Annotated in this window: 18 protein-coding genes; 15 read left to right on the top strand and 3 right to left on the bottom strand. The window is 56.2% G+C overall.

All coding sequences use genetic code 11. From position 1 onward, the window contains the following. Window positions 1–40: 40 nt before the first annotated feature. From mupP to KSS91_RS07690, 3 genes are read right to left on the bottom strand one after another with little or no spacing between them, the layout of a single operon-like run. Window positions 41–712 carry an N-acetylmuramic acid 6-phosphate phosphatase MupP gene (mupP, locus tag KSS91_RS07680; RefSeq protein WP_015093976.1) on the bottom strand — a complete coding sequence of 224 codons (672 nt, stop codon included), beginning with the start codon at window positions 710–712 and terminating at the stop codon, window positions 41–43. A gap of 4 nt (window positions 713–716) precedes the next feature. Continuing rightward, window positions 717–1,415, bottom strand: a complete 699-nt coding sequence (gene ubiG, locus KSS91_RS07685; RefSeq protein WP_007973655.1) for a bifunctional 2-polyprenyl-6-hydroxyphenol methylase/3-demethylubiquinol 3-O-methyltransferase UbiG — start codon at window positions 1,413–1,415, stop codon at window positions 717–719. 58 nt (window positions 1,416–1,473) lie between these two features. Continuing rightward, on the bottom strand, window positions 1,474–2,808 hold the full coding sequence (locus tag KSS91_RS07690; RefSeq protein WP_217837512.1) for a TRZ/ATZ family hydrolase: 1,335 nt from the start codon (window positions 2,806–2,808) through the stop codon (window positions 1,474–1,476). 108 nt (window positions 2,809–2,916) lie between these two features. Between KSS91_RS07690 and mtnA the strand changes: the two genes are divergently transcribed. The 15 genes from mtnA to KSS91_RS07765 all read left to right on the top strand — a co-directional run bounded on the left by mtnA (window position 2,917) and on the right by KSS91_RS07765 (window position 23,257). Further along, window positions 2,917–3,993: an S-methyl-5-thioribose-1-phosphate isomerase gene (gene mtnA / locus KSS91_RS07695; RefSeq protein ID WP_015093978.1), complete on the top strand. Its 1,077-nt coding sequence runs from the start codon at window positions 2,917–2,919 to the stop codon at window positions 3,991–3,993. Between the two features lie 437 nt (window positions 3,994–4,430). After that, complete coding sequence (gene gyrA, locus KSS91_RS07700) at window positions 4,431–7,085, top strand: DNA gyrase subunit A (RefSeq protein ID WP_126049925.1); 2,655 nt, start codon at window positions 4,431–4,433, stop codon at window positions 7,083–7,085. Window positions 7,086–7,392: 307 nt separating this feature from the next. Continuing rightward, window positions 7,393–8,478 (top strand): 3-phosphoserine/phosphohydroxythreonine transaminase, encoded by a 1,086-nt coding sequence (serC, locus tag KSS91_RS07705; protein WP_015093980.1) that lies wholly within the window; start codon window positions 7,393–7,395, stop codon window positions 8,476–8,478. Beyond that, entirely contained in the window at window positions 8,478–9,572 is a 1,095-nt protein-coding gene (pheA, locus tag KSS91_RS07710) for a prephenate dehydratase (RefSeq protein WP_007939916.1), read from the top strand. Before serC ends, pheA begins: the two co-directional genes overlap by 1 nt. Before the next feature lie 12 nt (window positions 9,573–9,584). Continuing rightward, window positions 9,585–10,697, top strand: a complete 1,113-nt coding sequence (gene hisC, locus KSS91_RS07715; RefSeq protein WP_095966352.1) for a histidinol-phosphate transaminase — start codon at window positions 9,585–9,587, stop codon at window positions 10,695–10,697. A 28-nt stretch (window positions 10,698–10,725) separates the two neighbouring features. Then, complete coding sequence (locus tag KSS91_RS07720) at window positions 10,726–12,933, top strand: bifunctional prephenate dehydrogenase/3-phosphoshikimate 1-carboxyvinyltransferase (RefSeq protein WP_263986911.1); 2,208 nt, start codon at window positions 10,726–10,728, stop codon at window positions 12,931–12,933. Further along, the gene (gene cmk / locus KSS91_RS07725; protein WP_015093983.1) at window positions 12,930–13,619 is read left to right on the top strand and encodes a (d)CMP kinase; all 690 of its coding nucleotides are present in this window, start codon (window positions 12,930–12,932) and stop codon (window positions 13,617–13,619) included. The genes KSS91_RS07720 and cmk overlap by 4 nt, the downstream gene beginning before the upstream one ends. Window positions 13,620–13,739: 120 nt before the next feature. Beyond that, window positions 13,740–15,431, top strand: a complete 1,692-nt coding sequence (rpsA, locus tag KSS91_RS07730) for a 30S ribosomal protein S1 (protein WP_007973639.1) — start codon at window positions 13,740–13,742, stop codon at window positions 15,429–15,431. Between the two features lie 210 nt (window positions 15,432–15,641). Beyond that, entirely contained in the window at window positions 15,642–15,923 is a 282-nt protein-coding gene (locus KSS91_RS07735; RefSeq protein WP_015093984.1) for a lipoprotein, read from the top strand. Between the two features lie 150 nt (window positions 15,924–16,073). Next, on the top strand, window positions 16,074–16,388 hold the full coding sequence (ihfB, locus tag KSS91_RS07740) for an integration host factor subunit beta (RefSeq protein ID WP_104448966.1): 315 nt from the start codon (window positions 16,074–16,076) through the stop codon (window positions 16,386–16,388). A gap of 413 nt (window positions 16,389–16,801) precedes the next feature. Then, entirely contained in the window at window positions 16,802–17,842 is a 1,041-nt protein-coding gene (locus KSS91_RS07745) for an LPS O-antigen chain length determinant protein WzzB (RefSeq protein WP_217837514.1), read from the top strand. A 472-nt stretch (window positions 17,843–18,314) separates the two neighbouring features. Then, the gene (gene tviB, locus KSS91_RS07750; protein WP_217837515.1) at window positions 18,315–19,592 is read left to right on the top strand and encodes a Vi polysaccharide biosynthesis UDP-N-acetylglucosamine C-6 dehydrogenase TviB; all 1,278 of its coding nucleotides are present in this window, start codon (window positions 18,315–18,317) and stop codon (window positions 19,590–19,592) included. A gap of 59 nt (window positions 19,593–19,651) precedes the next feature. After that, complete coding sequence (locus tag KSS91_RS07755; RefSeq protein WP_217837516.1) at window positions 19,652–20,701, top strand: NAD-dependent epimerase/dehydratase family protein; 1,050 nt, start codon at window positions 19,652–19,654, stop codon at window positions 20,699–20,701. Window positions 20,702–20,706: 5 nt separating this feature from the next. Then, window positions 20,707–21,930 carry an oligosaccharide flippase family protein gene (locus KSS91_RS07760; RefSeq protein ID WP_217837517.1) on the top strand — a complete coding sequence of 408 codons (1,224 nt, stop codon included), beginning with the start codon at window positions 20,707–20,709 and terminating at the stop codon, window positions 21,928–21,930. Window positions 21,931–22,072: 142 nt separating this feature from the next. Further along, the gene (locus KSS91_RS07765; RefSeq protein WP_217837518.1) at window positions 22,073–23,257 is read left to right on the top strand and encodes a hypothetical protein; all 1,185 of its coding nucleotides are present in this window, start codon (window positions 22,073–22,075) and stop codon (window positions 23,255–23,257) included. The last annotated feature ends 25 nt before the right edge of the window (window positions 23,258–23,282 follow it).

A 23,282-nucleotide genomic window follows, 5' to 3' on the forward strand; every position in this document is an offset into this window, starting at 1 on the left:
GCTAGCTCGCCCCTACAGTGGGCGAGCTCAGTAAAGAGATTCAGCAGCCGCAGAGCGCGCTATCGAGCACTTTGCGCAACTCCAGCGGATGATCGACCACCACGTCCGCACCCCAGTGACGCGGGTTATCGTCGGGGTGGATGTAGCCGAAGGTCACCGCAGCCGTCCTGGTGCCGGCATCACGGCCCGACTCGATGTCGCGCAGGTCGTCGCCGACGAACAGCACGCTGGCCGGGTCCAGGTCGAGCATCTTGCACGCCAGGATCAGCGGCTCCGGATCCGGCTTGCTGTTCTTCACGTGATCCGGGCAGATCAGCAGCGCCGAACGTTCGGACAGCCCCAGTTGTTGCATGATCGGTTCGGCAAAGCGCAGTGGCTTGTTGGTGACCACGCCCCAGATCAGGTTGGCTTTCTCGATATCGGCGAGCAACTCGGCCATGCCGTCGAACAGCTTGCTGTGCACCGCGCAACCGACGAGGTAGCGCTCCAGGAACTCCAGGCGCAACTCTTCGAACCCCGGCGATTCCGGATCCATGGCGAAGGTCACGGCGACCATCGCCTTGGCACCGCCGGAAATCTCGTCGCGGATGTGCTTGTCGTTCATCGGTGGCAAGCCGCGGTCGGCACGCATCGCCTGACAGATCGCAATGAAGTCTGGCGCGGTGTCGAGCAGGGTGCCGTCCATGTCGAAAAGAACTGCTCTGATTGGCATCGGCTTATTCCTCGCGCAGGGTCTGGATCATGTAGTTGACGTCCACGTCGGCGGCCAGCTTGTAGTGCTTGGTCAGCGGGTTGTAGGTCAGGCCGATGATGTCCTTGACGGTCAGGCCGGCCATGCGGCTCCAGGCACCGAGTTCGGAAGGGCGGATGAATTTCTTGAAGTCGTGGGTGCCGCGCGGCAGCAGCTTCATGATGTATTCGGCGCCGACGATGGCGAACAGGTACGCCTTCGGGTTGCGGTTGATGGTCGAGAAGAACACCTGGCCACCGGGCTTGACCATGCGGAAGCAGGCGCGGATGACCGACGACGGGTCCGGCACGTGCTCAAGCATTTCCAGGCAGGTGACCACGTCGAACTGCTCCGGCATTTCCTCGGCCAGGGCTTCGGCGGTGATCTGCCGGTATTCGACGTTGACGCCCGATTCCAGTTGATGCAACTGGGCAACCGCCAGCGGCGCTTCGCCCATGTCGATACCCGTCACGGTCGCGCCGCGCTGGGCCATGGCTTCACTGAGGATGCCACCGCCGCAACCCACGTCGAGAACTTTCTTGCCGGCCAGATTGACCCGCTCGTCAATCCAGTTGACCCGCAACGGGTTGATGTCGTGCAGCGGTTTGAATTCGCTTTCGCGGTCCCACCAGCGATGGGCCAGGGCCTCGAATTTGGCGATTTCGGCGTAGTCGACGTTGCTCATGGTCTAAGTCCTCTAAAACTTGAAAAATCCTGTTGCCCCGGATGGCGTTCCGGGGTGCTTACGATTCGGTACGGCCGCTGATGCGCTGGCCCCAGGCCTTCGCGACAGCGCAAAGCTGTTGTTCATCAAGGCGAGTCAGGCGACGGTCGTCGAGCAGTTGCTTGCCGGCAACCCAAAGGTGTTTCACGCAGTCCCGGCCGGTGGCGTATATAAGCTGCGAAACCGGGTCGTAGACCGGTTGCTGGGCCAGACCGGAGAGATCGAACGCCACCATGTCCGCCGCTTTGCCGATTTCCAGCGAGCCGGTTACGGCTTCGATACCCAGGGCACGGGCACCGTTGAGGGTGGCCATGCGCAAGGCGCGATGGGCATCCAGCGCGGTGGCCGAGCCGGCGACAGCCTTGGCCAGCAGGGCTGCGGTGCGGGTTTCGCCGAGCAGGTCCAGGTCATTGTTGCTCGCCGCGCCATCGGTGCCGACCGCGACATTGACCCCCGCCTGCCACAAGCGCTCGACCGGGCAGAACCCACTGGCCAGCTTCAGGTTCGACTCCGGGCAATGAATCACATTGCTGTTGCTTTCTACCAGCAGTGCCAGGTCTTCATCGCTGATCTGGGTCATGTGAACCGCCTGGAATCGCGGCCCCAGCAAGCCCAGGCGCGCCAGGCGGGCCAGCGGGCGTTCACCACGCTGCTCGACCGACTGCTGCACTTCGAAGGCGGTTTCATGCACGTGCATGTGGATCGAGGCGTCCAGTTCCTCGGCGATCACCCGGATTTTTTCCAGGTTTTCGTCGCCCACGGTGTAGGGTGCGTGGGGGCCGAAGGTGATTTTGATGCGTTCGTGGTGCTTGAGATCGCCAAACAGTTCAACGCCCTGACGAATGGCCTCATCCGCGGAGCCGGCGCCCGGAATGGGGAAGTCGAGGATCGGAATCGCGATCTGCGCGCGAATGCCGCTGTTGTGCACGCGCTCGCTGGCAACCTTCGGGAAGAAGTACATGTCAGAGAAACAGGTGATGCCGCCTTTGATTTGCTCGGCGATGGCAAGGTCGGTGCCGTCGCGCACGAAGTCTTCGTCGACCCACTTGGCTTCGGCGGGCCAGATGTGGTTTTCCAGCCAGGTCATCAATGGCAGGTCATCGGCCAGGCCGCGGAACAGTGTCATCGCCGCGTGCCCGTGGGCATTGATCAGGCCGGGGCTGAGCAGCATGTCGGGCAATTCGCGGATTTCGGTTGCGTTAAGCTTCAGTGCGGCGGAACGTGGGCCGATAAACACGATGCGTCCATCACGGATGCCCACGCCATGTTCCTTGAGGACGACACCAGCGGGTTCGACGGGTACCAGCCAGGTCGGCAGCAATAACAGGTCGAGCGCAGCGGCAGTGTTCGGCATCGAGGGTCGGTTCCAGTGCTTTTGTAAAGAATGGCGAAGTATACCCGAGCGTCTTCGCGGGGGGATCGCTATAATCGGCGGCTTTTGTTCATGAGTGCGGGGTGAGGGATGCGCGATCGACTGTTGGCTGCGGAAAAGGTAAAGGCCATCGATTGGCGTGATGGCGCTCTCCATCTGCTGGATCAGCGTATTTTGCCGTTCGAGGAAACCTGGATCGCCTACACCAGTGCAGCTGGTGTGGCCGAGGCCATTCGCTCGATGGTGGTGCGTGGCGCGCCGGCCATCGGCATCAGCGCCGCTTATGGCATTGTGCTCGCGGCCCGTGCCCGGATTGCCGAAGGTGGCGACTGGTATGCGGCGCTGGAAGAGGATTTCATGCTGCTGGCCGATTCCCGTCCTACTGCGGTCAACCTGTTCTGGGCGCTGGGTCGCATGCACGACCGGCTTGATCGCCTGAAAGACAATGCCGATCCGCTGGAGGCGCTGGAGGCCGAGGCCATTGCCATTCACGAAAGTGATCGCGAAGCCAATCTGACCATGGCGCAACTGGGTGTCGACCTGATCCGCAAGCATCAGGGCAACGCCCAGGCCATCCTGACCCACTGCAACACTGGCGCACTGGCCACGGGCGGCTTTGGCACGGCGCTGGGCGTGATTCGCGCTGCATTCATCGAGGGGATGGTCGAGCAGGTCTATGTCGACGAAACCCGCCCATGGCTGCAGGGCTCGCGGCTGACCGCATGGGAACTGGCCAATGAAGGCATTCCCGTGACCCTCAATGTCGATTCCGCCGCTGCGCATATCATGAAGACCAAAGGCCCTACCTGGGTCATCGTCGGCGCTGACCGGATCACCGCCAATGGCGATGTGGCCAACAAGATCGGCACCTATCAGCTGGCCGTCAACGCCATGCACCACGGCGTGCGCTTCATGGTGGTGGCGCCGAGTTCGACCATCGATATGAACCTGGCCAGTGGCGACGACATTCCGATTGAAGAGCGTGATGGTCGCGAGTTGCTGGAAGTTGGTGGCAAGCGCGTCGGGGCCGATGTCGATGCCTTCAATCCGGTGTTCGACGTGACGCCGGCGGATCTGATCGATGCGATCGTCACCGAAAAAGGCATTGTCGAACGCCCGGACACGGCGAAGATGGCGCAGTTGATGTGCCGCAAGCGTCTGCATTAATTATCGTTGGCGTTTGTTCAATCGCTTTCGCGGGCAAGCCCGCTCCCACAGTTGATCGAGGTGTGACCGCAATCGTCGGCACAATAAAGAACCACTGTGGGAGCGGGCTTGCCCGCGAAGAGGCCTGCACAGGCACCGAACAACCCAAAATCCAGCCCCATTTCTCCATTCAACACGGCTCTAAGCCTCCCTGTTCCCTTTTCAGCCTGTCACCGGTCAACTAACTACTCTCCATGCGCATCTGGGGGATAGGTGCGTGGCGGCTCTTGTGATAACATTCGGCGGTTTCCATGGTTACCCTGCGGGGTGACCTTTACTGCGCAGATCCATGGCATAACTCGTTGATTTGTCGTAAGCCACTGCATGGCACCGAGCCTGCAGCGGCGAGCTTCGTTGGTCCTGACGAAGTTTCACCAGAAAAAGGAATCAGGCTTCTCATGGGCGAACTGGCCAAAGAAATCCTCCCGGTCAATATCGAAGACGAGCTGAAGCAGTCCTACCTCGACTACGCGATGAGCGTAATTGTCGGGCGGGCACTGCCGGATGCGCGCGATGGCTTGAAGCCCGTGCACCGGCGCGTGCTGTTCGCGATGAGCGAGCTGGGCAACGACTTCAACAAGCCGTACAAGAAATCTGCCCGTGTTGTCGGTGACGTGATCGGTAAGTATCACCCGCACGGTGATACCGCGGTGTACGACACCATCGTTCGGATGGCGCAGCCATTCTCCCTGCGCTACCTGCTGGTAGACGGCCAGGGCAACTTCGGTTCGGTGGACGGCGACAACGCCGCGGCCATGCGATACACCGAAGTGCGCATGACCAAGCTGGCGCACGAGCTGCTGGCCGACCTGCATAAGGAAACCGTGGACTGGGTGCCGAACTACGACGGCACCGAAATGATCCCGGCGGTCATGCCGACCCGTATTCCCAACCTGCTGGTCAACGGTTCCAGCGGTATCGCCGTGGGCATGGCGACCAACATTCCGCCACACAACCTCGGTGAAGTCATCGACGGTTGCCTGGCGCTCATCGACAATCCCGAGCTGACTGTCGACGAGCTGATGCAATACATCCCGGGTCCGGACTTCCCGACCGCTGCGATCATCAACGGTCGCGCCGGCATCATCGAAGCCTACCGCACTGGCCGTGGCCGCATTTACATGCGCGCCCGCTCGATGATCGAAGACATCGACAAGGTCGGTGGCCGCCAGCAGATCGTCATCACCGAACTCCCTTACCAGTTGAACAAGGCGCGTCTGATCGAGAAGATCGCCGAGCTGGTAAAAGAGAAGAAGCTCGAAGGCATCACCGAACTGCGCGACGAGTCCGACAAGGACGGTATGCGCGTCGTGATCGAGCTGCGTCGTGGCGAAGTGCCTGAGGTGATCCTCAACAACCTCTACGCCCAGACCCAGCTGCAAGCGGTGTTCGGCATCAACATCGTCGCGCTGATCGACGGCCGTCCGCGGATCCTGAACCTCAAGGACCTGCTGGAAGCCTTCGTTCGTCACCGTCGCGAAGTGGTGACCCGTCGTACCGTGTTCGAACTGCGCAAAGCCCGAGAGCGTGGTCACATTCTTGAAGGTCAAGCGGTTGCCCTGTCGAACATCGACCCGGTCATCGCCCTGATCAAGGCTTCGCCAACGCCGTCGGAAGCCAAGGAAGCGCTGGTCAGCACCCCTTGGGAGTCCTCGGCGGTGGTGGCGATGGTGGAGCGTGCCGGCGCCGATTCGTGCCGTCCGGAAAACCTCGATCCGCAATACGGTCTGCGTGACGGCAAGTACTTCCTGTCGCCGGAACAGGCGCAAGCCATTCTGGAACTGCGTCTGCACCGCCTGACCGGTCTGGAACACGAAAAACTGCTGGCCGAGTATCAAGAGATCCTCAACCAGATCGGCGAGCTGATCCGCATCCTCAATAGCGCCACGCGCCTGATGGAAGTGATCCGCGAAGAGCTGGAAGTGATTCGCGCCGAGTATGGCGACGTGCGCCGCACCGAGATTCTCGATGCCCGTCTCGACCTGACCCTGGGTGACATGATCCCGGAAGAAGAGCGCGTCGTGACCATCTCCCACGGTGGCTATGCCAAGACCCAGCCGCTGGCTGCGTACCAGGCCCAGCGTCGTGGCGGTAAAGGCAAGTCGGCGACCGGCGTCAAGGATGAGGACTACATCGCTCACCTGCTGGTTGCCAACAGTCACACCACGCTGCTGCTGTTCTCCAGCAAGGGCAAGGTGTACTGGCTGAAGACCTACGAAATCCCTGAAGCGTCCCGCGCTGCCCGTGGTCGTCCGCTGGTCAACCTGCTGCCACTGGATGACGGTGAATACATCACCACCATGCTGCCGGTCGAGGAATACACCGAGGGTCACTACATCTTCATGGCCACCGCCAACGGCACCGTGAAGAAGACCCCGCTGGAATCCTTCAGCCGTCAGCGCAGCGTCGGCCTGATCGCGCTGGAGCTGGACGAAGGCGACGTGCTGATTTCTGCCGCCATTACCGATGGCGAGCGTGAAGTGATGCTGTTCTCCGACGGCGGCAAGGTTACCCGCTTCAAGGAATCCGACGTTCGCGCCATGGGTCGTACTGCCCGCGGTGTGCGCGGTATGCGTCTGCCGGAAGGCCAGAAGCTTATTTCCATGCTGATCCCGGAAGAAGGCAGTCAGATCCTCACCGCTTCCGAGCGTGGTTTTGGCAAGCGCACGGCGATCACCGAGTTCCCTGAGTACAAGCGTGGCGGTCAGGGCGTTATCGCCATGGTCAGCAACGAGCGTAACGGCCGCCTGGTCGGCGCCGTCCAGGTGCTCGACGGCGAGGAAATCATGCTGATTTCCGATCAGGGCACTCTGGTGCGTACTCGTGTCGACGAAGTGTCCAGCCTGGGTCGTAACACCCAGGGCGTGACCCTGATCAAACTGGCCAAGGATGAAACCCTGGTCGGGCTGGAGCGGGTTCAGGAACCTTCGGAAATCGAAGGTGAAGAGCTGGAGGGTGAAGAGGGTGCGGTGTTCGATGGTGAAGTCGTGATCGACGACGTTGCCGAAGACCAGCAACTCGACGCCGCTGCTGATGAAGAGCCACAGGAATAAGCGGGTAAGCAGGGGGCGGATGAAAATTCGCCCCCTTGTTGTTTGTCCCTTTTGAAAATTTTGACACTCATGGCGACCTTGTCTGGGTGCCGGGCTTTTGTGGCGAGGGGGCTTGCCCCCGTTGGGGTGCGAAGCGCCCCTGAAACCAGTCACCGCAAACTTGCGTGAGGCGGCGGTGACAGGTTTGCGATTGCTACGCAATCGAACGGGGCAAGCCCCCTCGCCACAGGTAAGCGCGCTCCTGCATGAGGTCTGTGTCAACTGATTATTTATTGCGTGATACCCCCAAATCAGAGCGAGATTGGATGTGAGCAAGAGAGCCTATAACTTCTGTGCCGGTCCTGCGGCGCTTCCCGAAGCTGTCCTGCAGCGCGCCCAGGGTGAACTCCTCGACTGGCACGGCAAGGGTCTGTCGGTCATGGAAATGAGCCATCGCAGTGATGAGTTCGTGTCCATCGCCACCAAGGCCGAGCAGGATCTGCGTGATCTGCTGAATATCCCTTCGAACTATAAAGTGCTGTTCCTGCAAGGTGGCGCCAGCCAGCAATTCGCGCAGATTCCTCTGAACCTGCTGCCGGAAAACGGCTCGGCCGACTATATCGACACCGGTATCTGGTCGCAGAAAGCCATCGAAGAAGCTTCGCGCTACGGCCAGGTCAACGTTGCCGGCACCGCCAAGCCCTACGACTATTTCGCCATTCCCGGTCAGAACGAGTGGAAGCTGTCGAAAGACGCGGCCTATGTTCACTACGCGCCGAACGAAACCATCGGCGGCCTGGAGTTCCAGTGGATTCCGCAAACCGGTGACGTTCCGCTGGTGGCCGACATGTCCTCGGACATCCTGTCGCGCCCGGTGGATGTTTCGCGTTTCGGCATGATCTACGCCGGTGCCCAGAAAAACATCGGCCCGAGCGGTATCGTCGTCAATATCGTTCGCGAAGACCTGCTGGGCAAGGCCCGCTCCATTTGCCCCACTATGCTCAATTACAAGGTCGCGGCCGACAACGGCTCGATGTACAACACCCCGCCGACCCTGGCGTGGTATTTGTCCGGCCTGGTGTTCGAGTGGCTCAAAGAGCAGGGCGGTGTCGAGGCCATCGGCAAGCTCAACGAAGTCAAGCAGCGCACGCTGTACAGCTTCATCGATGCCAGCGGCCTGTACAGCAACCCGATCAACAAGTCGGACCGCTCGTGGATGAACGTGCCGTTCCGCCTGGCTGATGATCGCTTGGACAAGCCGTTCCTGGCCGGTGCCGACGAGCGTGGCCTGTTGAACCTCAAGGGCCACCGTTCCGTGGGTGGCATGCGCGCCTCCATCTATAACGCCGTCGACATCAACGCCGTCAATGCGCTGATTTCGTACATGGCAGAGTTCGAGAAGGAACACGGCTAATGTCTGAGCAAGAACTCAAGGCACTGCGCCTGCGCATTGATGCCCTGGACGAAAAGGTCCTGGAGCTGATCAGTGAGCGTGCGCGCTGCGCCCAGGAAGTCGCGCGAGTAAAGATGGCCTCGCTGGCCGAAGGCGAAGTGCCGGTGTTCTATCGTCCTGAGCGTGAGGCTCAGGTGCTCAAACGTGTCATGGAGCGTAACCAGGGGCCGCTGGGCAACGAAGAGATGGCGCGGCTGTTTCGCGAAATCATGTCTTCCTGCCTGGCACTCGAGCAGCCGTTGAAAGTGGCTTATCTCGGCCCTGAGGGTACCTTCACCCAGGCGGCGGCCATGAAGCACTTCGGTCACGCGGTGATCAGCAAGCCGATGGCGGCGATCGACGAAGTGTTCCGTGAAGTGGCGGCAGGGGCGGTGAACTTTGGCGTGGTGCCGGTGGAAAACTCCACCGAAGGCGCGGTCAACCACACCCTCGACAGCTTCCTCGAGCATGACATGGTGATCTGCGGCGAAGTCGAGCTGCGTATCCACCATCACCTGTTGGTCGGTGAAAACACCAAGACCGACAGCATCAGCCGCATCTACTCCCACGCCCAGTCCCTGGCCCAGTGCCGCAAGTGGCTGGACGCCCATTACCCGAATGTCGAGCGCGTGGCGGTGTCCAGCAACGCCGAAGCGGCCAAGCGGGTCAAGGGCGAGTGGAACTCGGCGGCGATTGCCGGTGACATGGCGGCCGGCCTGTACGGCTTGACCCGTCTGGCCGAAAAAATCGAGGACCGTCCGGATAACTCCACGCGCTTCCTCATGATCGGCAACCAGGAAGTGCCGCCGACCGGCGACGACAAGACCTCGATCATCGTCTCGATGAGCAACAAGCCGGGTGCGCTTCATGAGTTGCTGGTGCCGTTCCACGACAACGGCATCGACCTGACGCGAATCGAGACCCGTCCGTCGCGCAGCGGCAAATGGACCTACGTGTTCTTCATCGATTTTGTCGGCCACCACCGCGATCCGCTGGTAAAAGGTGTGCTGGAAAAAATCAGTCAGGAAGCAGTGGCACTCAAAGTGCTGGGTTCCTACCCGAAAGCAGTTCTCTAAGGGCGGTAGCAAATGAGTGGTAATTTCCTCGCTCTGGCACAGCCGGGCGTGCAACAACTTTCGCCTTACGTTCCGGGCAAACCCGTGGACGAACTGGCTCGCGAGCTGGACCTCGATCCAGCCAGCATCATCAAGCTGGCGAGCAACGAAAACCCGCTGGGCCCCGGTCCCAAGGCGTTGGCGGCCATCCGCGATGCGCTGGCCGAGCTGACCCGTTATCCGGACGGCAACGGCTTTGCCCTCAAGAGTCTGTTGGCCGAGCAGTGCCGCGTCGAACTTGATCAGGTTACGCTGGGCAATGGTTCCAACGACATCCTGGAACTGGTCGCGCGTGCCTATCTGGCGCCGGGCCTGAACGCCGTGTTCAGCGAGCATGCGTTCGCGGTCTACCCGATTGCCACTCAGGCGGTCGGCGCACAGGCCAAGGTGGTTCCGGCCAGGGATTGGGGGCATGATCTGCCTGCCATGCTGGCAGCCATCGACGCCAATACCCGCGTGGTCTTCATCGCCAACCCGAACAACCCGACCGGGACCTGGTTCGACGCCGAGGCGCTGGACGAATTCCTGCAGGATGTTCCGGAGCATGTGCTGGTCGTACTGGACGAGGCCTATATCGAGTACGCCGAAGGCAGCGATCTGCCGGATGGCCTGGACTTCCTGGCGGCCTACCCGAACCTGCTGGTTTCCCGCACCTTCTCCAAGGCGTATGGTCTGGCGGCGTTGCGCGTGGGTTATGGCTTGTCCACGTCAGTAGTCGCAGACGTGCTGAACCGTGTGCGCCAGCCGTTCAACGTCAACAGCCTGGCCCTGGCCGCGGCCTGTGCGGCATTGAAGGACGACGAGTATCTGGCGCAAAGCCGTCAGTTGAACGAGTCCGGCATGCAGCAACTGGAAGCCGGTTTCCGTGAACTGGGGCTGAGCTGGATTCCATCCAAAGGCAATTTCATCTGCGTCGATCTCGGTCAAGTCGCGGCCCCGGTGTTCCAGGGCTTGCTGCGTGAAGGTGTGATCGTACGCCCGGTGGCCAACTACGGCATGCCGAATCACCTGCGCGTCACCATTGGTCTGCCGGCAGAGAACAGCCGCTTCCTGGATGCGCTGACCAAGGTTCTGGCTCGTGGTTGATGTCACTGCACTGCAATCTGCTGAACCTATGATCGGTCGCCTGGTGGTGGTCGGTCTGGGGTTGATCGGCGGTTCGTTTGCCAAGGGGTTGCGCGAAAGCGGGATGTGTCGCGAAGTGGTCGGGGTCGATCTCGATGCACAATCGCGCAAGCTCGCGGTCGAGTTGGGTGTGGTGGATCGCTGCGAAGAAGACCTGGGCGTTGCTTGTCAGGGCGCCGACGTCATTCAGCTGGCGGTGCCGATCCTGGCCATGGAGAAAGTGCTCGCGCGCCTGGCTGGCATGGACCTGGGGCAGGCGATCCTGACCGATGTCGGTAGCGCCAAGGGCAACGTGGTGCGCGCTGCCACTGAAGCATTTGGCAAGATGCCGCCATGCTTCGTGCCGGGGCATCCGATTGCCGGTTCCGAGCAGAGTGGGGTCGAGGCCTCCAACGCCGAGCTGTTCCGTCGGCACAAGGTGATCCTGACGCCGCTGGATCAGACCGATCCGGCAGCCTTGGCAGTGGTCGACCGTTTGTGGCGCGCGCTGGGTGCCGATGTCGAGCACATGCAAGTCGAACGTCACGACGAAGTATTGGCCGCAACCAGTCATCTGCCACACTTGCTGGCGTTCGGCCTGGTCGATTCGTTGGCAAAGCGCAATGAAAATCTTGAGATCTTCCGTTACGCTGCGGGCGGTTTCCGCGATTTCACAAGAATCGCCGGTAGCGACCCGGTCATGTGGCACGACATATTCCTCGCCAACCGCGAAGCTGTCCTGCGCACACTCGATACATTTCGCAGCGATCTCGACGCCTTGCGCGACGCGGTCGATGCAGGGGATGGGCACCAATTGTTGGGCGTTTTCACTCGCGCCCGGGTTGCCCGCGAGCATTTCAGTAAAATCCTGGCCCGCAGGGCCTATGTGGACGCTATGAATTCCAACGATCTGATTTTCCTGGCTCAACCTGGTGGCCGCCTGTCCGGTCGGATTCGCGTACCGGGTGACAAATCGATTTCCCACCGTTCGATCATGCTCGGTTCCCTCGCTGAAGGTGTCACCGAAGTCGAAGGCTTCCTCGAGGGTGAAGATGCCCTGGCGACCTTGCAGGCGTTCCGTGACATGGGCGTGGTCATCGAAGGTCCGCACCACGGACGCGTGACCATTCACGGCGTTGGCCTGCACGGCCTGAAGCCGGCACCGGGCCCGATCTACCTGGGCAACTCCGGTACTTCGATGCGTCTGCTGTCCGGCCTGCTGGCTGCGCAGAACTTCGACAGCACCCTGACCGGCGACGCCTCGCTGTCCAAGCGCCCGATGAATCGCGTGGCCAATCCGCTGCGTGAAATGGGCGCGGTGATCGAGACTGCCGCCGAAGGTCGTCCACCGATGACCATCCGTGGCGGCAACAAGCTCAAGGGCCTGACGTACACCATGCCGATGGCCAGCGCCCAGGTTAAATCCTGCCTGCTGCTGGCCGGTCTGTACGCCGAAGGCAAGACCACCGTTACCGAGCCGGCTCCGACCCGCGACCATACCGAGCGCATGCTGCGCGGTTTCGGCTACCCGGTGAGCGTTGACGGTGCCACGGCATCGGTTGAGTCCGGTGGCAAGCTGGCCGCGACCCACATCGAAGTTCCGGGCGACATTTCGTCGTCGGCGTTCTTCCTGGTGGCTGCATCGATCGCCGAAGGTTCGGACCTGGTGCTCGAGCATGTCGGCATCAATCCGACCCGTACCGGTGTGATCGACATCCTGCGTCTGATGGGGGCGGACATCACTCTGGAAAACCAGCGTGAAGTCGGCGGCGAACCCGTGGCTGACCTGCGTGTGCGGGCAGCTAAACTCAAAGGTATCGAGATTCCGCAAGCGCTGGTTCCGTTGGCCATCGACGAGTTCCCGGTGCTGTTCGTGGCCGCTGCCTGTGCCGAAGGGCGCACCGTGCTGACCGGCGCCGAAGAGCTGCGGGTCAAGGAGTCGGATCGCATCCAGGTCATGGCGGACGGTCTGCTGGCACTGGGCGTCAAATGCGAACCGACCCCGGACGGCATCATCATCGACGGCGGCCAGATCGGCGGCGGTGAAGTGCACGGTCATGGTGATCACCGTATCGCCATGGCGTTCAGCGTTGCTTCGCTGCGCGCCAGTGCGCCGATCCGCATTCATGATTGCGCCAACGTCGCGACGTCGTTCCCGAACTTCCTGGCGCTGTGCGCGCAGGTCGGCATTCGTGTGGCACAAGAGGCGCAGTCGTGAAAAACATTGCACCGGTCATCACCATCGATGGGCCAAGCGGTTCGGGCAAGGGCACGGTAGCCGGGATTCTGGCCAAGCGCCTGGGCTGGAACCTGCTGGACTCCGGTGCGTTGTACCGCCTGCTGGCTTTCGCCGCGCATAACCATGGCGTCGACCTGACCAACGAAGAGTTGCTGAAGAAACTTGCCGCTCATCTGGACGTGCAGTTCATCGCGGCGACGGACGGTCAGCTGCAACGCATCATTCTGGAAGGTGATGAAGTCAGCGATGTCATTCGCACCGAAAGCGTCGGTTCCGGCGCGTCCCAGGTGGCTGCGTTGCCCGCTGTGCGCGAGGCGCTGTTGCAGCGCCAGCGTGCTTTTCAGGAAGCGCCGGGCCTGGTGGCGGATGGTCGCGACATGGGAACGGTGGTTTTTCCTGATGCGCCGCTGAAGATTTTTCTGACCGCCAGTGCCGAGGAGAGGGCGCGCCGTCGATATTTGCAGTTGAAGGGCAAAGTCGAGGGTGTTAGTCTGTCGAGTCTGCTAGATGAGATACGTGCACGCGATGAGCGTGACACCCAGCGAGCTGTAGCCCCGCTCAAACCGGCGGCTGACGCCATACAGCTGGATTCCACGGAATTGTCCATCGACCAGGTGTTGGAACGCATCATGAGCGAGATCGCCATTCGCGATATCGCCGGGTGACCAAGAGGGCCGCAGGGGACCAGTCATAGTCCTGCGGTGGCTTCTTTTAAATGAAACTAACCCACACCGTCTGGGGTGTGGAGATGGGCGTTTTCTTCGCCCTCATCAACAGGAATTAAAATGAGCGAAAGCTTTGCGGAACTCTTTGAAGAAAGCCTAAAAACCCTGAACCTTCAGGCAGGCTCCATCATCACCGGTGTTATCGTTGATATCGATTACCAGGCTCGCTGGGTAACCGTTCACGCTGGCCTGAAGTCTGAAGCACTCATCCCGCTTGAGCAGTTCTACAACGACGCTGGCGAACTGAACATCAACGTCGGTGACGAAGTTCACGTTGCTCTGGACTCGGTTGAAGACGGCTTTGGTGAAACCAAGCTGTCCCGTGAAAAAGCCAAGCGCGCTGAATGCTGGATTGTTCTGGAAGCAGCCTTCGCAGCCGAAGAAGTGGTCAAGGGCGTTATCAACGGTAAGGTTAAAGGCGGCTTCACTGTCGACGTTAACGGCATCCGTGCGTTCCTGCCAGGTTCTCTGGTTGACGTCCGTCCAGTGCGCGACACCACGCACCTGGAAGGCAAAGAGCTGGAATTCAAGGTCATCAAGCTGGACCAGAAGCGCAACAACGTTGTCGTTTCCCGTCGCAGCGTCCTGGAAGCCGAGAACTCCGCCGAGCGCGAAGCTCTGCTGGAATCCCTGCAGGAAGGCCAGCAAGTCAAAGGTATCGTCAAGAACCTCACCGATTACGGCGCATTCGTCGATCTGGGTGGCGTCGATGGCCTGCTGCACATTACCGACATGGCTTGGAAGCGTATCAAGCATCCTTCCGAAATCGTCAACGTTGGCGACGAGATCGATGTCAAGGTTCTGAAGTACGATCGCGAGCGCAATCGTGTTTCCCTGGGCCTGAAGCAACTGGGCGAAGATCCATGGGTTGCTATCAAAGCTCGTTACCCGGAAAGCACTCGCGTTACCGCTCGTGTAACCAACCTGACCGACTACGGCTGCTTCGCTGAGCTGGAAGAAGGCGTTGAAGGTCTGGTGCACGTTTCCGAAATGGACTGGACCAACAAGAACATCCACCCTTCGAAAGTCGTACAAGTCGGCGACGAAGTGGAAGTCATGGTTCTGGACATCGACGAAGAGCGTCGTCGTATCTCCCTGGGCATCAAGCAGTGCAAATCTAACCCATGGGAAGATTTCTCTGGCCAGTTCAACAAGGGCGATAAAATCTCCGGCACCATCAAGTCGATCACCGATTTCGGTATCTTCATTGGTCTGGACGGCGGCATCGACGGTCTGGTTCACCTGTCCGACATCTCCTGGAACGAAGTGGGCGAAGAAGCCGTACGCCGCTTCAAGAAGGGCGACGAGCTGGACACCGTTATCCTGTCGGTTGACCCAGAGCGCGAGCGCATCTCCCTGGGTATCAAGCAACTGGAAAGCGATCCGTTCTCCGAGTACGTTCAAGAGAACGACAAAGGCGCCATCGTTAAAGGCATCGTGAAGGAAGTTGACGCTAAAGGCGCCATCATCACTCTGGCCGACGATATCGAAGCGACTCTGAAAGCCTCCGAAATCAGCCGTGACCGCGTTGAAGACGCGCGCAACGTTCTGAAAGAGGGCGAAGAAGTAGAAGCCAAGATCATCAGCGTTGACCGCAAGAGCCGTGTAATCCAGCTCTCGATCAAGTCGAAAGACGTTGAAGACGAGAAAGAAGCAATCCAGAGCCTGCGCGACAAGCCAGTAGCTACTGATGCTCCTGTGGCCACCACTCTGGGTGACCTGCTGCGTGCACAAATGGAAAAACAGAACTAAGTTCTGGCTTTCTTTAAAAAAGGGTGACTTCGGTCACCCTTTTTTTTGCCTGGAATTTGGTGAGTCGCGCTCGGCTTTGGTTGCTCGGGTCGTGAACCAAAGCTGCTGAGAAAATGTCTGATTGTTTAGTCGGATCAAGTGCTTATTTGCGGCTAGTCTTTAGCTTGAGACTAATGATCGCCCATTGTGCATTCTGGCAAAAGGACGTGAATGAACAAGCTAATTGTCGCAGTAGCAGTGCTGGCGCTAGCGGGTTGTGCCACCAATGCCAAAACTCACGCAGTGCGCGGGGTGAGCGGCATTGAGGTTGATTGTTCGGGGCTCGGTTCGAAATGGGATAAGTGTTACAAACGCGCGGCCAAGGAGTGCAGGGGGGCGGGCTATAAAGTGGTGGCGAGGTCTGACGATGTCAAGGAAGAGGAAGATGGCTTCCCCTTCGGCTTCAATCCCGCAGGTTTCCTGACGCGCACTATGCTGGTGATTTGCCGATGAGGCAGTGATGGCCCGGAGGTCTCCTCGGTCCAGGAATCAGGCATTCCGGGGTGGTGGGATGTATGGCAAAACTCGGGCTGTTCAAAATCATGCCGGCGTGCTAAAACCTTTGGAGCGCTGATCTAGCTGCTTGAAAAAGAAGGGAAAAATATGACGAAGTCGGAGTTGATCGAACGAATTGTCACCCATCAAGGGCTGCTTTCATCCAAGGATGTGGAGCTGGCCATCAAGACCATGCTTGAGCAAATGTCCCAATGTCTGGCTACCGGAGACCGTATCGAGATCCGGGGGTTTGGCAGCTTCTCTCTGCACTACCGTGCTCCACGGGTTGGCCGTAATCCGAAAACCGGTCAGTCTGTCAGTCTCGACGGCAAATTCGTTCCGCATTTCAAGCCGGGTAAAGAATTGCGTGATCGTGTAAATGAGGAAGAGGAGGGTTTAGGTGGCGATGAGTTGGCGAGATAAGAGTCGCATCAAGCGATTCATGATCACTGGGCTTGTCTTGTTAATATCAATTACAAGCCTGCTCTTCGTGCTGGAAAACCAGCAGCTTGTCGTTGTTTCCCTCTTCGGTTTTTCGTCGCCCCAGCTACAGATCTCGATGTTCGGAGTTGCTTCGTTCCTGATGGGGATGATTTTTGGTGGCGGGGTCGTGGTGGCTCATTTCCTGGGGAGGAGGCGTGGACGATAGGCCGAGCATTGATTTTGCCTGGTGTTTTTAATCTGCGCGCCCGTAGATGTAATAAAGTATTTTTGCGTGAGTTGAGAAAAAGGGGGGGAGCGTTTCCTTCTTTTCTGCCTGGTTTACGTTGATTCTTCTCAAGTGGTCGGGTTTATGTAATTAACGTAACCGCTTTAGTGAAAAAGGCTAACAATATATGCATGTTGATTCAAAAAAAGATAATGGGCTGGAAGATTTTGAATTTCAAAGGTTTGTTCGTGCGATTTTAAGGCAGAAACTTGTTGTTGTCGGTTTTGCTGTTTTGGGGGCTGCTCTTGCAGCGAGCTATGCTTTCCTGGCTTCTCCCGTCTATGAGGCGAAAGCTTTTGTGATGCCGCCGTCTCAGAGTGATATATCCAATTTTAACTACGGTCGAATGAAAGAGTCAGAGTTGATTCCTTACACAGTTAAGGATGTCTATGATATTTACACTCGATATTTACAGGCAGAGTCTCTCCGTCTAGATTTTTTTAGCAAGATTTATGTGCCGAGTTTGCCCCTGGAGGAGCAAAAAAAGTCCCGGGATGTCCTGTATTCGAAGTTTTCCGAGGTGTTGCGTGTGGTTCCGCCGCTCAGGGAAAACTCTGACAGGTATTCGGTTGTCGTGCAGACTACCAATCCTGAGAAGGCCAAAGAGTGGGTTGCTGAATATGTGGCTCAGGCTGGCGAGTTGGCCAAGAACGAAATGATCAAGAACGTTTCAATTGAGTCTGAGGTTCGGGCTCGTAATTTGGAGCAGCAGATAAGTTCCGCCAGAGAGAAAAGCAGCAGGGCCAGAGAAGATTCGATTGCCAGATTGAGTGAGGCGCTGCGGATCGCCGAGTCAATCGGTCTTGAAAAGCCGCCGGCGATCACGGTGAGTCAATCGGTCATTGCGGGTGGGGAGGCAGGTCAGCTTACGTATATGCGTGGCTCGAAAGCGCTAAAGGCGGAAATTGAAAGTTTAAAGGTTCGCGAGTCCGATGACCCTTTTACGGATCACTTGCGTGATCTTCAGGATCGATACAACTTTTTCAAGGGGCTTAAAACAGAGCCGGCGGTGGTATCCGTCTATCGGCAAGACGGGGTTGTGGAGTTGCCAGATAACCCGGTGAAGCCTAACAAGGCTCTGATCCTTGTATTGGGTGTTATTACTGGCCTGATCACAGGCATTGCTTTCGTATTGCTTCGCGGGCTGTTTGTCGTGAGGCCGGAATAGCTGAGTTTGTAGGAAATCACCTTGGGAGGGGGCATTTCTATCTTTGGGTCAGTAACAGGTTGTCTGCCTGTCTGGGCGAAACGGGTCGGGTTCTGGTTGGAACATTGATTTCAGTGACCTTGCTGCTGTCAGTTCTGACAGGGATTTTTACAGGCTGAACGCCGCTTTCCGGGTTTTGCATATTTTTTCATGTGCTGAGTTGAATGTGTGCCCGGCACCGTGCTAGGCAGAGTGCGATCAAAAACTGGCAATTGCGTTGCAGCGGCTTGCGTTGCAGCCGTGGTTTTGAGTGTGTGCAGGTGGAAAGGAGGGCGTTCGGGCTCGTCGTTGGCTTTCTGAAAATTCTTATGGCTCCCTTAGGCGCTTTCGGTATAATTTCTAATTTACGCGGCCGTGATGTTTGTTTCTAAAGCGCAAGATTTGGCGCGCTTTTTACGATCGACTTAATATTGATGAATGGCAAGGGAAAACAATGCTTAAACTCGAAGATGTGAAGTTGGCCATAGTGGGTCTCGGTTATGTGGGCTTGCCGCTGGCGGTTGAGTTTGGCAAAAAAATGCAAGTCGTCGGATTTGATATCAGCCAGCGTCGAATCGAAGCGCTCAAAGCAGGTCATGACGCTACTCTCGAAGTGTCGGATTCTGAATTGCGTTCTGCGTTGGGTTTAAGTTTTAGCTCTGTATTGGACGAGTTGTCTGCCTGCAATATATATATTGTTACCGTCCCAACCCCTATTGATGAGCATAAGAGACCGGATCTGACTCCTTTGGTTAAAGCCAGTGAGTCGATTGGGCGTGTTTTGAAAAAGGGTGATATCGTTATTTATGAGTCAACGGTCTATCCTGGTGCTACTGAGGAAGACTGTGTTCCAGTGCTGGAAAAAGTATCCGGACTGAAGTTCAATGTCGATTTTTATGCAGGCTATAGCCCGGAGCGGATAAATCCTGGCGATAAAGAGCATCGTGTTACTACCATCAAGAAGGTAACTGCCGGATCCACTCCTGAGGTCGCTGATCTGGTTGATGCTTTGTATAATACAATAATCGTCGCCGGAACTCATAAGGCCAAGAGTATCAAGGTTGCCGAGGCGGCAAAGGTTATTGAAAATACACAGCGCGACTTGAACATTGCCCTGATCAATGAGTTGGCACTTATTTTTAATAAAATGGGTATCGATACTCAGGCGGTTCTGGAGGCAGCGGGGACAAAGTGGAACTTCTTGCCTTTCCGTCCGGGACTGGTTGGCGGTCACTGCATCGGTGTAGATCCCTATTACTTGACTCACAAGGCACAGTCCATCGGATATCATCCCGAGATAATTTTGGCGGGTCGTCGCTTGAATGACAGCATGGGAGCCTATGTAGTATCTCAACTTGTCAAAGCAATGCTCAAGCGCAAGATTCATGTTGATGGTGCTCGCGTTTTGATCATGGGGTTGACGTTCAAAGAGAACTGCCCGGACCTGCGTAACACTAAAATCATCGATATTGTGAATGAACTCGCTGAATTCAATATTGTTGTTGACGTTTATGATCCGTGGGTAGATGCGGCGGAAGCAATGCACGAGTATTCAATCACTCCTATCGGTCAACCACAGGTCGATTCTTACGACGGTATCATCCTGGCTGTCGCACACAATGAGTTCTCTGCGATGGGGGCTGAACAAATTCGCAGCCTGGGTAAAGCAGAGCACGTTCTCTACGATCTCAAGTATCTGCTTGATGCCTCTCAATCAGATCTGCGTCTCTGAGTATCAGGGTCTGTAAAGACCCTGATTCGTTACCGCCGGAAAAACAAGTCGAGAATCAAATGATCCGTTTCGAAGAAGTTAAAGCTGAAATTCAACAATCCCCAAAGGTTTGGCTGGTTACGGGGGTGGCCGGATTTATTGGCTCCAATTTATTGGAGACACTGCTGCAATTAGATCAGCGGGTTGTGGGTCTCGATAACTTTGCAACAGGGCACCAGCGAAATCTCGATGAAGTGCAATCAGTAGTGAGTCCTGAGCAATGGGCGCGCTTCGTGCTGGTAAAAGGTGATATCAGAAATATTGACGATTGCAGAACCGCGATGACTTTCCCGGCGGCCACCGATATTCCGGTGGATTACGTTTTGCACCAGGCGGCGTTAGGCTCTGTTCCACGTTCCATCAATGATCCTGTTACAACGAACAGTACCAATATCGACGGTTTTCTGAATATGTTGGTTGCGGCGAAGGATGCGCAAGTAAAAAGTTTTACTTATGCAGCGTCGAGTTCTACCTATGGCGATCATCCTGGACTTCCAAAGGTTGAGGGTGTGATTGGCAAACCGCTGTCCCCTTATGCGGTCACAAAGTATGTAAACGAACTGTATGCTGAGGTTTTTTCCAGTACATACGGGTTCAATACCGTTGGGCTTCGCTATTTTAACGTCTTTGGCAAGCGACAGGATCCGAATGGCGCCTATGCAGCCGTGATTCCTAAGTGGACGGCGGCCATGATCAATAACGAGGAGGTTTTCGTCAATGGTGATGGTGAAACAAGCCGGGACTTTTGCTTCGTAGAAAACGCAGTTCAAGCCAATATACTGGCTGCCTGTGCCAGTCCTGAAGCAAAGAATAATGTTTACAATGTCGCCGTCGGTGACAGGACAACATTGAATCAGGTTTTTTCCTGCATCAAGGACGCTTTGGCTCGCGTTGATGTCAAGTCTACATCGGATATGGTCTATCGGGATTTCCGGGCTGGCGACGTAAGGCATTCGCAGGCGAATATTGATAAAGCTAAGAGTTTGTTGGGCTACAAACCGCTTTTCACTGTTGGTGAGGGTATGCTGAAAGCAGCAAGTTGGTATGTCTCGTTCTTTGCAAGAAGTTAAGGCTAGTGATTAAAGAGATCTGTGCAATCACTGTCCTTGCAAACAAACTATGCATGTTTGTATTGTTGTTCAGTTTGGCACGAATTTTAGGCGTCGAACTATACGGTGTATTCTCTTACCATTACGCGATAGTCACAGGCATCGCAACGGTGGTAGGAGAGTGCTTGAGCGTGGCGTTGAGTCGTTATGCGGTCCTGAATGCCGAGGAAGTAAATTACAAGACGTCCTTGGGGCTCATGTCATGGGGGGGCATCATTGTAGGTGCCCTCTGTGTCATCGTGTTTTTGATTTTTCCGGCGCCTGCTTCCTCTTACGAAATGAATCCTGGTTACTTGCTGATCGGAGCATTTTTTCTAGGTTTCGCTTGTGTTTGCAATTTGACTATAACCGGGTTGATGTTCTCCCTTAACACTTCGGGGAAATGGGCTGCTGCACTGGCGGCCCATGGTCTTCTTGGGTTGCTGCTGGTAGTTTCCATTGCGAAGATTGCAGGGCAAATAGAGGGGGTCATTCTTGCCCTCGCGGTTTGTACGCTAATCGCACCTGCATATGGATTTTTTACAATAAAGAAAAACCAGTTCAGTCATGATGACAAGGGGGACCAAGAGTCTTCCTTCTTTCGACAAATGGTGGCATTGCTTTCACGCTCAGGGGCTCCGACTATTGCCGGTAGTATGCTTCTTGGTGCACCTGTTCATATTGTTTGTCTGATGATATTTGCCAACTCGAGCTTGAATGTCTCGGAGATTGGCTATTTTAATCTGTTTTTTCTTTTTTATATTCTGGTCACCGTGCTGCCAAGCTCGCTGACATCCTATGCCATTGTAAAGCTGGCAGGGCGCGGGAAGAGTGCCAGTAAGCTGTACTTGATGCTCGGGCTATCAATTTCAGTTTGTTTGCCTGTGTTCCTGGTCTTGTCGCAGAGCTACTGGTTGTGCCTGCTCGGTAGTAGCTTTTGCAGCAAAAATGATCTTCTGTCTTACGCAGTATTGGCGGGTGGCATAGGGCTCACGACTACAATCGTCACTCAAATATTGCATAGTAAAAACATGACCAGGGTTGTTTTTCTTGGTAGCTGTGTTTATGCGTTTGTTTATTTATCGCTGACGGTAGTAGCAGGGTTAAAAGGCGATATGTTGGCCGTCGATCTTTTCAGATCATTTGTTTTGGCGCTGGCAGCTCAGATTGCCGTGCTGGCGGTCCTGGGTGGCCGTAAGTTGGTACAGTGATGAATATGTTGAACATGTGTGTTGGTGACACGGGGTGTATGGCTGAAAGTAATATTGGGGCCAGTATTGAGTCTGGTTTACGGTTCAGTTGCTTTGTTTTTGTTGGTCAAGGTTAATGGTTATATTACTGGTTTCGACGTGCTTGCTGGTATTGCTCACGCAATGCGTTCTGTGCTTGATATCAAAGAAATATCTCGTTGCGTTGTACGCCGTTTGCTATTCGGTGCCTTTTTTGGGGCTTGTCAGTTGCTTGTGGGGCGAAACCATTACACTTTGGCCTATTGGAGACTATGATTTTTATCTGGATGACTTATTAGTATTCCGACTTTCGTTGGTCTGGTTTCTTGGTGTTGCTGGTGGACTCGTTGGTTATCTATTGTCATTGCTGGTGCCGCCCAGAAGTTTGCACGCAGAGCGGAAAACATTTTTTTCTGCGTTGGACTTCAAACTGGCAGGCGCGATTTTTCTTGCGCTGTCCGTCTTTTTTATCAGCTTCAGGCTTGTGAACGCGAACGCACTGCTTGAAATGTTCGCGGGTATCGAATCAGTGGTGGTTTTCTCCATCATTGCGATCATTGCCTTGGCATTTTCTTACCCGTCCAGATCGATGTTTTTTGTATCTGCGGCTCTAGTGGTTTCCTATTGTGTGGCCAACGCAATGACGGGGGATCGTGATTTTGTTGTCCTGGTTGTCGCTTCGATTCTGGGGCTGTTGTTTCGCTATAATCAATTTTTCAAGCTTAAAGCTTTGTTATTCGTTGCTGTATTCATGGTTCTTCTGCTCGTCAGCGGTGTTGTTGTTTCAATGAGCCGAATGGATGTGGACTTAACGTCGGATAACATTACTCAGTATTTATTGTTCAACTCCTGGAATGCGATAATTTTACCGCTTGTTCAGCAGTTAACCAATTTCTGGGATGGGGAGCACCTGCGTTACGGCCAGACCTACCTCGATATGTTCCTTTCGTTGGCACCGTCACCTTTCTATTCGGCTTTGGGTATGGAAAAACCCATTATGGTGGATAATCCTGCCCTCTGGTATTACATTACCGGGCTCGGCGGGATCCACGTTGCCGGCGTGGCTTTTGAGAATTTCGGACTGTTTGGTGTTTTCCTCAATGGATTCATCAGTGTCTGCTTCTTGCGGTTGATCGACTCGCGCTGCCGCGAGGATGATTTTTTGCGAATTTTCTTGTACATGCTGTGTGCTGCATCGGTTATGCACTGGGTTTGGTACGGCGAAATATACTTGCTGAACTCATTGGTTTTTTATGTGATGGCATTAGGATTATTCTTCACGATGAAACTCGTTCGGGTTTTGAAGTGAGTTTTAATATTTTCATTGGATTGAG

This window comes from Pseudomonas azerbaijanorientalis, from assembly GCF_019139795.1.
Lineage (GTDB): Bacteria > Pseudomonadota > Gammaproteobacteria > Pseudomonadales > Pseudomonadaceae > Aquipseudomonas > Aquipseudomonas laurylsulfatiphila.

Excerpts from the sequence above, each read along its gene's own strand:
- mupP (WP_015093976.1), bottom strand. The coding sequence starts at position 712 with ATGCCAATCAGAGCAGTTCTTTTCGACATGGACGGCACCCTGCTCGAC.
- ubiG (WP_007973655.1), bottom strand. The coding sequence starts at position 1,415 with ATGAGCAACGTCGACTACGCCGAAATCGCCAAATTCGAGGCCCTGGCC.
- KSS91_RS07690 (WP_217837512.1), bottom strand. The coding sequence starts at position 2,808 with ATGCCGAACACTGCCGCTGCGCTCGACCTGTTATTGCTGCCGACCTGG.
- mtnA (WP_015093978.1), top strand. The coding sequence starts at position 2,917 with ATGCGCGATCGACTGTTGGCTGCGGAAAAGGTAAAGGCCATCGATTGG.
- gyrA (WP_126049925.1), top strand. The coding sequence starts at position 4,431 with ATGGGCGAACTGGCCAAAGAAATCCTCCCGGTCAATATCGAAGACGAG.
- pheA (WP_007939916.1), top strand. The coding sequence starts at position 8,478 with ATGTCTGAGCAAGAACTCAAGGCACTGCGCCTGCGCATTGATGCCCTG.
- hisC (WP_095966352.1), top strand. The coding sequence starts at position 9,585 with ATGAGTGGTAATTTCCTCGCTCTGGCACAGCCGGGCGTGCAACAACTT.
- KSS91_RS07720 (WP_263986911.1), top strand. The coding sequence starts at position 10,726 with ATGATCGGTCGCCTGGTGGTGGTCGGTCTGGGGTTGATCGGCGGTTCG.
- rpsA (WP_007973639.1), top strand. The coding sequence starts at position 13,740 with ATGAGCGAAAGCTTTGCGGAACTCTTTGAAGAAAGCCTAAAAACCCTG.
- KSS91_RS07735 (WP_015093984.1), top strand. The coding sequence starts at position 15,642 with ATGAACAAGCTAATTGTCGCAGTAGCAGTGCTGGCGCTAGCGGGTTGT.
- ihfB (WP_104448966.1), top strand. The coding sequence starts at position 16,074 with ATGACGAAGTCGGAGTTGATCGAACGAATTGTCACCCATCAAGGGCTG.
- KSS91_RS07745 (WP_217837514.1), top strand. The coding sequence starts at position 16,802 with ATGCATGTTGATTCAAAAAAAGATAATGGGCTGGAAGATTTTGAATTT.
- tviB (WP_217837515.1), top strand. The coding sequence starts at position 18,315 with ATGCTTAAACTCGAAGATGTGAAGTTGGCCATAGTGGGTCTCGGTTAT.
- KSS91_RS07755 (WP_217837516.1), top strand. The coding sequence starts at position 19,652 with ATGATCCGTTTCGAAGAAGTTAAAGCTGAAATTCAACAATCCCCAAAG.